This window comes from Nostoc sp. (assembly GCF_036919575.1).
GTDB lineage: Bacteria > Cyanobacteriota > Cyanobacteriia > Cyanobacteriales > Nostocaceae > Nostoc.
Window position 1 is genome coordinate 25,122 of the sequence record NZ_JBALBY010000125.1, and the last position, 11,029, is coordinate 36,150.

Here is an 11,029-nt window from a genome sequence, read left to right on the forward strand (position 1 = left end):
ATAAAAGGAGATACTTGTGGATAAAATTGCAATTGTTGGATTATCTTGTCTTTTTCCTGGTGCTAAAAACAGTGATGAGTTTTGGCAGAATTTAATTGCTGGTAAAGATTCTACATCGGAACTTACATTCTCAGAATTAGGTGTTGATCCCGAAGTATTTTACGACCCAATTAAAGGGAAAACAGATAAATTTTATTCCCATCAAGGAGGATTTATTCGTGACTTTGAATTTAATGCTTCTGAATATAATTTACCAGGAGAATTAATCGATAGTCTTGATGACACTTACAAATGGTCTTTATATGCTACTAAACAAGCACTTGAACAAAGTGGTTATATAACAAATCAATCTGTTCTTTCAAAATGTGGTGTAATTTTAGGTAATCTCTCAATACCAACTAAATATTCGCAGAAATTGTTTGCACCATTGTATCAGCAAGTGATAGAAGCTGCAACTGCGGAGCTTTTACAGCAAGAAACTTTTAATTTACCCTCTGCGGCAATCAAAGCAAAAGCTTCTCTTTATAATGGGATGATTTCAAGCTTTCCTGCGGCTTTAGTTGCTCAGGCATTTTCTTTATCTAATAATATTAATTTCTGTTTAGACGCTGCATGTTCTTCATCATTTTATGCCATTAAGCTGGCATCACATTATTTGTGGACACACAAAGCTGATTTAATGCTAGCAGGAGCTATTAACTGCACATATCCTTTATTTTTACGAATGGGTTTTTCGATTATTCAAGCATATCCAGATAATGGTATTAGCCGTCCCTTCGATAAATCGTCCCGAGGAGTAATTACGTCTGACGGAGTGGGGATGGTGGTCTTAAAAAGATATAGCGATGCAATTCGTGATGGAGATAAAATACTTGCGACTATTTGCGGAAATGGATTATCGAATGATGGTCGAGGAAAACACTTATTAGTTCCCAACTCAAAAGGACAGATTTTAGCATTTGAGCGTGCTTACAAAGAAGCGCAAATTAGTCCAAAAGATATTGATTATTTGGAGTGTCACGCAACAGGTACTTTAGTTGGAGATATTACCGAACTCAATTCGATAGAAAGCTTTTTTGGTAAACATCAAGCGATTCCACCGCTTGGTGCAGCAAAAGGTAATGTCGGTCACTTACTAACTGCTGCGGGGATGGTGAGTTTGACTAAAGTAATTGAGAGTATGTCTCATGGAGTAATTCCACCTTCAATTCATATCACTGAACCTGTAGGTGCCGAACAAGGTCTAGTGTCATCGCAAAGTATTGTGACAACTCCAACCGCTTGGCAAAGCAAATCATCAGTAAAACGTGCTGCTATCAGTGCTTTTGGTTTTGGAGGTAATAATTCTCACCTAATTTTAGAACAGGCAGAGAAATCAGAAGTCATTGATGCTCTGGGTAAAACACCAAAACCAATTCAACCAGCCAAGCTAGCAATAGTTGGTATGGATGCCATCTTTGGTAATTGTGATGGACAAGATGCATTTGAACGCACTATTTACAATGGAACGCAGCATTTTATTTCTATCCCAGCAAACAGATGGCATGGAATGGAAGACGGAAAAGAAATACTCACACAACAGGGTATTGGTAACGTTGAAATAGCAATAGGAGCATATATTAAGGAATTTGAAATCGATACCATCGCTTGCAGAATTCCTCCGAATGAAGTTGAACAGTTAAATCCGCAGCATATGCTTATGCTTAAGGTAGCAAACCGGGCGATCGCGGATGCACGTATTCAGGAAGGAAGTAATGTGGCAATAATTATTGCTGCCGATACTCAATTAACAGTGCATCAATTATATCAAAGATGGCATCTGTCTTGGCAGATAAAAGAAGGTCTACGTAATGGGGAAATTACTTTGTCTGCTGAACAAATTACCCAACTAGAAAAGATTCTCAAAGACAGTTTAACAAAACCAGTTGAAAGCATTCAAATTTTGAGCTATCTCTCAAATATTATGGCAACACGGATTTCTTCGCTATGGAATTTTAGTGGTGCTTCCTTTAGTCTCAGCGCAGGTGAAAATTCGGTATTTAAAGCCTTAGAAGTAGCACAAATGTTACTGTCTGCTGGAGAGGTTGATGCTGTAGTCGTTGGTGCAGTTGATTTAGCTGGTGAGGTAGAAAATGTCTGGTTACAAAATCAATTTGCGAAATTCAATACAGGTACACATACTTTAAGTTACGACGAGTTCAGCAATGGTTGGAGTATTGGAGAAGGTGCTGGTGCAGTTGTTCTCAAGCGTCACGATATCGCTCAAAAAAATAGTGACAGCATTTACGCAGTGATTGATGCAATTGGCTTTGCACACCATAAATATGACTTAGATAAATTACAAACTGGTTTACCTAGTTTTGATGCTGAATGTGTAACAAAAGCTTGTCAAAATGCTTTCCAGCTTGCAGGTATTCAACCTAGTGATATTGATTATCTTGAAGTATTTGGTAGTGGCATACAACAGCAAGATGAAGCGGAAATTGCAGGATTGCTTCAAGCTTACGGACATGGCGAAAACGGTTTAGACTGTGCGATCGGTAGCGTCAAAGCCAATATCGGTCATACCTTCATTGCATCAGGTATTGCTAGCCTAATTAAAACAGCACTTTGTTTACATCACAAGTATATCCCTCCTACCCCCAACTGGTCAGGAGTAAAAGCACCGCAAATGTGGAAGGATAGTCGCTTTTATGTTGCTACTGACTCAACACCTTGGTTTATTGAAAAAGAAGAAGCAAAGAGAGTCGCTGCGATAAATGGTATTGGCATTGATGGGAGTTACGCCCACATTATTATGTCTGAAGAATCCAACCAAAAAGCACACAGCAGCCATAACTTCCAAAAAACTCATTTTTACCTTTTTCCAATCGCCAGCGATAACCGCAGCGAATTACTCGAAGAATTGGCGAAGTTACAAGAAACTATCAAAAATTCTTCCTCACTTGAAGTAACTGCAACTCAAACTTTCAATATCTTCAAACAGCATCAAAATACAAACTACACTCTGGTGATTTTAGGGCATAACAAAGATGAATTAACAAAAGAAATGACATTTGCTCGCAAAGGTATAAACAATGCCTTTGAAACTGGTAAAGATTGGCAAACACCACTTGGTAGTTATTTTACTGCTAATCCATTAGGGAAGCGAGGAGAGGTTGCTTACGTATATCCCCGTTCGGGCAGTTCTTTTCTAGGGATTGGTAAAGATATTTACCGTTTATTACCTGGAGTGTTCGATTACTTAAATGCCAACAACCTTAACAGCCGTGTTGCTGCAAACGGAAAGTTAGTTTACCCAAGAAGTTTAAATAAACTGTCTAAAAGTCACTTAGAAGCACTTGAAAATCAATATTTAGCGAATGGAGAAGTTACTTCTCAAATAGAAGTTCAAATCGCTAGCTTTAACACTACTATCTTGCAAGATATTTTCCAAATTCAGCCAAATTTTTCTTTTGGAATCAGTCTGGGTGAAATCACTATGATAATTGCCCAAGGAGTTTGGAGCGATAGCGATTTGTTGTATGAAGAAAACTACGCCAAACAATTATCCTATTTCTTCAAGAATACATTATCTGGTCAGAAGCAAGCTTTGCATGAGTATTGGAAATTATCAAAAAATATAAATTTAAAAGATAGCGATTTTTGGAGTACATATATTTTGTTAGCAAACCCATCCGCAGTTCAGGAATGTATTAAATCTGAAAATCGTGCCTATATTGCTCTAATTAATTCTCCAAACGAAGTGACCATTGCTGGCGAAAAACAAGCTTGTCAACGAGTTATTAAAAAATTAAATTGTAATGCTCACTATCTTCCCCTTGATTTAGTCATACATTGCCCTCCTATGCACTCAGAATATAAACAACTAGTGCAGTTGTATACCAACGTTACTAAAAAGACTTCAAATATTGTTTTTTACTCTGCCGCCGATTACGCACCACTAAAACTTGAAAGTAATGAAATTGCTCACAGTCTTGCAAAGATGCTTTGTCATCAGATTGATTTTCCCCGATTAGTTAATCGAGTTTATGAAGATGGAGCAAGAATATTTATCGGAGTAGGTTCTAGCAGTGAAAGCTCTCGGTTAATTCATCAAATTCTCGACACTAAAGAACACATTACCGTATCTTTGAGCCAAAAAGGTATTGATGAGCAAACTTCAATTATTAAAGCACTTGCAAAACTTGTCAGCCATCAGGTTTCTTTAAATCTATCTCTACTCTATAAACAATCAGAAGAAACCCTGACTCGTAAAATATCAATGTCTAAAACTCTTAGTTTAGGTGGGCACAGAATATTTGATGTGATCTTAAGTGAAGATAATCGCAAAATTTTTCAAGATATAGTTTCTAAGCAGCAACACTTATATCCAGAATTGGAACACGAAAAATATGTTCAAGATTTGAAGGAAGAACAAGGTTTCGTTAATACTTCAATGACTATAATCCCAGAAGAAGAGAAGATGAATGAAACCCTTGCGGAAGATGCTCAATTGAATAATATTGATGATCGCAATTATCAAAGCTTTACGCAATCTCCTTACAAAAATGTAGATGTAAGTAATTTACAAGTTTTTCAAGCTCATGCTGCTTTCTTAGAAGCACGGGATGAGTCCAGCAAACAAATGAATAAAATTCTTGAGCTACAAATTTCTTTGGTTCATAATTTATTGAATCATAATAATAAGTAATATAATTTATTTTAACTTTTTCAATAACAGCAGTATCTTAATGCAGACACTCGGCAATTCTAAAAAATTAACTTCAAAATGGAGTAATAAATTGTGATAATAGGAGATAAAGTAATAAATGGGCGTAAAAATACATTAAAATTTGAGGTATCGAACTCAAACCCTCAAGTATTATGGGAAGGAGCCTTAAATAGCATATATTATGACCAAGCAGAAATAAAAAGTAGATTCCTTAGTCTACATAAACCCTGCTATGTTGTTAAAGTAGGTGATGGAATTGGTATTACTAATGAAGGTTATTTATCTACAATTAGTAGGCCAACATCACAACAAACTGAACTACTAGCATTTGTTCCACCAATCTCAACAAAACAATTAGGAAATGCAAGCTTTCTGTCCTCTTATGGCGTAAAATTTGCTTATGCTACAGGTGCGATGGCTGGTGGCATCGCTTCTGAAGAAATGGTCATTGCGCTGGGCAAAGAAAAGATATTAAGTTCCTTTGGTGCAGGTGGTTTAAGTCCAAATCGCGTTGAAGCTGCAATTAACGATATTCAACAAGCCTTACCTAATGGTCCTTATGCATTTAATTTAATTCATAGTCCTGCTGAACCTGAAATCGAGCGTGCTGCTGTGGATCTGTATCTAAAATATGGAGTAAGAATTGTAGAAGCTTCAGCATTTTTGGATTTGACTCCTAATATCGTTTATTATCGCGCTGCCGGACTTAGTTTGAATGCAGCAAATCAAATTGAAATCAAAAACAAAATAATTGCCAAAATTTCTCGTAGCGAAGTTGCTAGCAAATTCATGCAACCAGCACCAATTAAAATTCTTAAAGAACTGGTTGCACAAAGATTAATTACCGAATTGCAGGCAAACCTTGCTGCTAGAGTTCCTGTTGCTGATGACATTACAACAGAAGCAGATTCAGGTGGGCATACAGACAATCGTCCCTTGGTTTGTCTTTTGCCTTCCATCATGGCATTGCGCGATAAAATACAACAGAAATACGCATATGAACAACCAATCAGAGTTGGGGCAGCAGGAGGAATTGCCACTCCACAATCGGCTTTAGCTGCATTTATGATGGGTGCTGCTTATATTGTGACTGGTTCAATCAATCAGTCATGTGTTGAAGCTGGAACCTCTCAATATACCAAACAATTGCTAGCACAAGCCGAAATGACTGATGTCATGATGGCACCAGCCGCAGATATGTTTGAAATGGGAGTTAAACTGCAAGTTCTCAAACGAGGGACTATGTTTGGGCTGCGAGGGCAGAAATTATATGAGTTGTACAGAAACTATAACTCCCTTGACGATATCCCGCTTCCGGAAAGAGACAAATTAGAAAAACAAGTTTTTCGTCAGAGTATAGATGAAGTATGGGAAAAAACCACTGCATTTTTATTGCAACGAAATCCGGAAAAGTTAGCTCAAGCAGGAACTAACCCAAAACTAAAAATGGCTTTAATTTTCCGTTGGTATTTGGGTTTATCCTCCCGGTGGTCTAGTTCAGGAGAAAAAGGTCGAGAAGTCGATTATCAAATTTGGTGCGGTCCAGCGATGGGTAGTTTTAATGACTGGGTATGTGGTTCTTATTTGGCTGAACCAAATAATCGTCGAGTTGTTGATGTGGCTCATCACATAATGATAGGGGCAACTTATTTACACCGAATACAAACTTTAAAGACTCAAGGATTAGAAATTTCAGATTGTTATAACCACTATTTACCGATTGCATAAATTAGAAAACTTTACTAGGACTTACGCATTGACAGAATAACAAAATAGTGAATTCATAAATAAGGGTCGTCTACTTTCCAGGTATCGGACAATTAGAGAAATTACTAAACCATCGACAGGACAATGCAATCTAGACCTCTACACCTTATACCGATTTGAAAAAAGAATGTGACAGATGGTAAAAATATAGAGAGGTGGTATTAAGGGTGTGTGATGACAGGGATAACGCATATCGAGATACAAGAGAGTGCAGATGAACTAGAGGCACTGCTACGTCAACAGGATAATGCAAGGCTTAAACAACGGGTACAAGTGCTGTACATGATAAAAACTCAAAAAATCAGCGTCAGTGCGATCGCTAAAATATTAGGAAAGCATCGAGGTACAGTACAAAGGTGGTTAGCAGATTACCGAGAAGCAGGAATGGACAGGATGCTTGAGTTTGGGGTAAGTCCAGGTCGAACAAGAGTAATACCCAACTGGGCATTTTATTATTCCAGCCACCCCATTCGCCAGAGCTTAATCCCATTGAACGAGTTTGGGAACATCTTAAACAAGATTTGAAGTGGGAGTTATTTGACAATCTCGAACATTTACGAGCCAAGGTTGCTCAACTGCTCACTCAACTTACAAAAAAAGTGGTGGCTTCTCTGACTGGCTATGATTTCATTTTGGATGCCCTATCTGTCGCAAACATTTTTTGAATTGGTATTACTTATCGGGAGCAACGCGATTTTATGAAGTCGGATCAAAAACAAGCGATCGCTAAAAATGATATTTAAGTTAATGGTGATTTTATTTACAAACAAAATACTGGTTTACACGAAGAATCATCTTGATGAGGTATCTCAAAAAGATTGCTAGCAAGTCGTTTGACGATTATTTCCAACAATCTCTGCAACAAATCTCTGATACTTAGTATCAAATACGGCAGAAAATAAATTAAAGCAAGAGTAAAGTATAAAATTTATCAACCAGTTTGGGGTTTGATAAAAGAATTAAAGATAGAATCAGAAAAATTATCCCAACTTTTAGCTATCCATTGACAACGCAGATGTAACATAATTTCTGCATTATTTTGTAACCAAAATTTACTGTTTCCTTTCATGCGTAAATTAACAACTTGACGAATTAAACTCTCAACAGCACCACTACCAAGAGGTAATTTTCGAGACGCGACTTCGTTATACTTTAAAAGCCTCCGCCGGTAAGCTTTTAAAATATAGTTTCGCTCTCGTACCAAAGTTTGAAGGCGCTCTCCGCTTGCCCCGGAGATAAATTCATCCATATTTCTGATTAAATTTAGTGTTTGACCTTTCTTTAAAGTTTTTCGCGCCTTTTTAAACCATTGTTGTTGCTCATTATTTATGCTAAGTGCAGCATCAGCAAAGTCTTGTAAATGTGATGCTGCGTGATAAAAGTCTAATAATTGATAAGTTTCAAGTGGGCATTTTAATTTTTTTAGTAAAAGTTTTGTGACCTGTGAGTGAAAACTTTTAACTGACTTGTTTAAATCAAGAGTTGCACTTATATTTTTTGTCATAAAAGGTAGACGTTAAAAGCCTGGAATAATTACTTAACGGGAATCCTACCTTGTTTTTGACCCTCATAAATTTTTGTACACATCACCACACTTAAAATTTATTCCCAATTTATGTATTAATACGTCTATTGATGTGACGAATATTTTGCAGTACTGAAGAAAGTTGTTAGCGATCGCTGGTTTTTGATCCTACCTCACCAAATCGCGTTGCTCCCCATTGAAAATGACTTTCCGCTCCCTGGGCCACCACAAACTAAAATTCCCCGTTGTGCTTCTGGCAAATAAAGGGTTGTTGCATCTTCGGGAATGCGCGTTTTTCTAATGCCATTAACAACTTCACTACTTGTATTCTTAGGAGTGCCAACATATAAAGATACCCGGTTGTGCTTGCGGCTCAAAATTTGTTTACACGCTAGTTTACGAGCTGCTGTTTTTTCTCTTGTTCCGCCCCACCTTGCAGTCGCTAGTTTGGCAATACCCCCTTTGGCATCAATATATTTAGCTACCACTATTACTGCACCATAGGCTAGTAATCCTAGTCCCGCCGGAGAAATTACTGCCGAATCCAGTCCTGGGGGGATAAATTGATTTGGGTTCACTTCAGTAGAGGTTTTAGCAGTCATCTTCCCACTCCTACTAGGGAGCAATGCGATTTTGTGAGGTGCTTAAAATTTGGGTGCTAAATCATCTATTTAGGGGTGCGATCGCAGCCAAATAACTGATTTTATTGAGAATATAGCTCTGTAAATGAGAATTAGAGTCCGATCTAACAAAATCGCATCGCTCCCTTTAGTTAATGTGACGATTCGCGTCGAAAAAGAATATCTTAGTGATCTACACTTATATTCAAGAGTGATTGGTAAAAACCGATCCGAAATTCTGCGGGAATTGGTTGTCTCTGCCCTTGATGCCATTCCTGAACATCAAAGGCAAGCTATGGAAATTATTGCTAACTGCAAAACTCCTAGCTGATTGGCAACTATTTATATAGCTTTACAATAACCCTCATAATAACGCGAGGGTTTTATAATAGTACGGTTTACAATCTCTAAAAGTTTTCAGCCATTAACCCGAAAAATCCATATTCATAAGTCATCACAGTTATGTCAAATATAGATGCTCATTTTCACCAACTCTTCCAACCCAAAAACAAAGTTAATCAAGATGATGAAAGGACGGTGCTATTAGCCAATCGCCTAACTCCTACCGAGGAACAAATAACAGATTGGCTACAGTCACCACAAATCAAACAGTGGCTTACCAAACTCCCAATGGGAATAACCAATAATTTGAAGATGGAGGCTGTAAACACCATAATCAAAAATGTTATACAAAACCCAGACAAAGACTGTCGTGTACAATTCGGTAGTTCAACCATTGGGATTGATGTTTTGCGCTGGCAACTTTGGGCATCTTATAAATTGCCTTATGCTAGTGGAATCAAAGCTCCAGATTGCCCCTACACGTTGAAAAAATATTTGGATGCTCCCGACTAACTAAGTTTAGGGGTTTAAGTTTCATAGCATCAATTGCCGAACGTTTTGGGTTGGGGTCTAAATAAGAGTCACAAAACTTACTTGCGACTGCGTTCATAGCGACTTGTTTTAACAAAGTTTGGGGGTTTAATTCCCCAGCAAGACAGCCAGAAAGTTTTGTGGCAATGAGTCTTTATCCCCGTTACAAAACTGTACTTCCGACTTCCGACTTCCGACTTCCGACTTCTTTAACTTACCGGATGATATAGTCCCGTATTTTCGTTAAATTCCCACCCTAACCCTGCTCTATCTTTACCCTTGCACCATGCCACAAAAAGCGGTGAGTGCAGCTTATTTCTCTGCTCACGTACAGTTTCTATCGCTAAACCAAGTCTTGAAGCTAAACCTTCTTCTGTTAATGGTTGCATTCGAGGAGCTTGCCCTTGATAGGATGAATTATTGTAGTACGATTTCTTAGTCCGTCTCGGTTGGTTATTCAGATAATTTTGAATTTTGATAATCGCCTCAGCTAACTGTGTCATTCGGGCTGTCATCTGTTCAATTTTTTGTGATAAATCGGCGAGATTGTCGATTGTTCCGGTTTCGTTGCTATTAGATTCATTTGAAAACTTTGACTCAATATGATCAAGTCGTGAGCAAATAGCTAATATCGTTTCATTCGTAGGGCTGGTGTTACTATTGTTACCAGCAACCAAGTACTCCTCAATACTTGCCTTAATCTTAGAGTCGAGGCGTTTATCTAAATCATTGTCACCAATTGCATCAAGGTTATTTAGGGAATCATCTAAGTAAAGTTCGATAAATTCGGTCAGCGTGGCTGTTGCCGTCGTCCCTTTGGAGTTGCAACGGGCGATAAACTGCGACCACATCTTTTCGTCACAGTTGAAAGATGCTAACTTTTTTTACGCCCTGTATTGCTCATCTCTACGTATCATCTAGGTAAACCGTAACTGTCCGCGCTCATTTAATCGTGTTATTCATCATGATAATTACCTTGATGCTACCATCGTCAGCGCATTTCTCAACGAAGAGGAAGGGGGCAGAGAGAGATAACCCCATCAAGAACTGCTGAGGAACGCAAATTATCTCAGGCTTAAATGTCCTTCGCCCAACAAATCTCGGATGAGCCAAAAAGCTTGATTTTCCCAATAGCGATCGCACTTCCCCAATACCCCACTTAGCTTATAGGTAAGGTTAATTTTGCGATTCTAGGCGGCTGGCTGTAGAGTGTTGCCTGTGGAATGTTATCCCAAACTTACTGTAGGGATTGTGGCAGGAGCAGTGAGAGCGATCGCCGAATGCTCTAAAAATACATTGGAGGTTTGGTTTTTTGGTAGTTAGGTTTAAACACTTACCTGCTCACCCAGTGCCAAAACGATCGCATATTAATATAATGATCCCGAAAAAATCAATTCCGGCATCAATCAGAAAAACCAGTGATTAGCTCCCAATGCCTACGGTGTAGAAACTAGTGAAGCCCCCAAGACTTTTTCCGCGAACCTGGAATAATCAACTTTTGGACAGCACGGCGTTTAGTTTCTTCACCGC

8 protein-coding genes and 1 pseudogene are annotated in these 11,029 nt (G+C 38.2%); 6 read left to right on the forward strand and 3 right to left on the reverse strand.

What is annotated here, in order from left to right:
• Window positions 1-16: 16 nt before the first annotated feature.
• The 4 genes from V7K27_RS33570 to V7K27_RS36655 all read left to right on the forward strand — a co-directional run bounded on the left by V7K27_RS33570 (window position 17) and on the right by V7K27_RS36655 (window position 7,146).
• Window positions 17-4,693 carry a PfaB family protein gene (locus V7K27_RS33570; protein WP_334953058.1) on the forward strand — a complete coding sequence of 1,559 codons (4,677 nt, stop codon included), beginning with the start codon at window positions 17-19 and terminating at the stop codon, window positions 4,691-4,693.
• Between the two features lie 93 nt (window positions 4,694-4,786).
• Window positions 4,787-6,442: a PfaD family polyunsaturated fatty acid/polyketide biosynthesis protein gene (locus V7K27_RS33575; RefSeq protein WP_442947671.1), complete on the forward strand. Its 1,656-nt coding sequence runs from the start codon at window positions 4,787-4,789 to the stop codon at window positions 6,440-6,442.
• A 213-nt stretch (window positions 6,443-6,655) separates the two neighbouring features.
• Window positions 6,656-7,006, forward strand: coding sequence for a helix-turn-helix domain-containing protein (locus tag V7K27_RS33580; RefSeq protein ID WP_334953059.1), 351 nt, complete (start codon window positions 6,656-6,658; stop codon window positions 7,004-7,006).
• The gene (locus V7K27_RS36655) at window positions 6,970-7,146 is read left to right on the forward strand and encodes a hypothetical protein (RefSeq protein ID WP_442947672.1); all 177 of its coding nucleotides are present in this window, start codon (window positions 6,970-6,972) and stop codon (window positions 7,144-7,146) included. Before V7K27_RS33580 ends, V7K27_RS36655 begins: the two co-directional genes overlap by 37 nt.
• Window positions 7,147-7,412: 266 nt before the next feature.
• Here V7K27_RS36655 and V7K27_RS33585 read toward each other — a convergent pair.
• A pseudogene (locus tag V7K27_RS33585) lies at window positions 7,413-7,910 on the reverse strand (ISLre2 family transposase); the annotation flags it as partial.
• A gap of 269 nt (window positions 7,911-8,179) precedes the next feature.
• Window positions 8,180-8,608 carry a hypothetical protein gene (locus V7K27_RS33590; protein WP_334953060.1) on the reverse strand — a complete coding sequence of 143 codons (429 nt, stop codon included), beginning with the start codon at window positions 8,606-8,608 and terminating at the stop codon, window positions 8,180-8,182.
• Window positions 8,609-8,732: 124 nt separating this feature from the next.
• On the opposite strand from V7K27_RS33590, the gene V7K27_RS33595 reads away from it, so the two are divergent.
• Entirely contained in the window at window positions 8,733-8,957 is a 225-nt protein-coding gene (locus tag V7K27_RS33595; protein ID WP_334953061.1) for a hypothetical protein, read from the forward strand.
• Window positions 8,958-9,088: 131 nt separating this feature from the next.
• Window positions 9,089-9,481, forward strand: a complete 393-nt coding sequence (locus V7K27_RS33600) for a hypothetical protein (protein WP_334953062.1) — start codon at window positions 9,089-9,091, stop codon at window positions 9,479-9,481.
• 227 nt (window positions 9,482-9,708) lie between these two features.
• Here the strand turns inward: V7K27_RS33600 and V7K27_RS33605 are convergent, their stop codons facing one another.
• Entirely contained in the window at window positions 9,709-10,350 is a 642-nt protein-coding gene (locus tag V7K27_RS33605) for a hypothetical protein (RefSeq protein ID WP_334953063.1), read from the reverse strand.
• Window positions 10,351-11,029 lie beyond the last annotated feature (679 nt).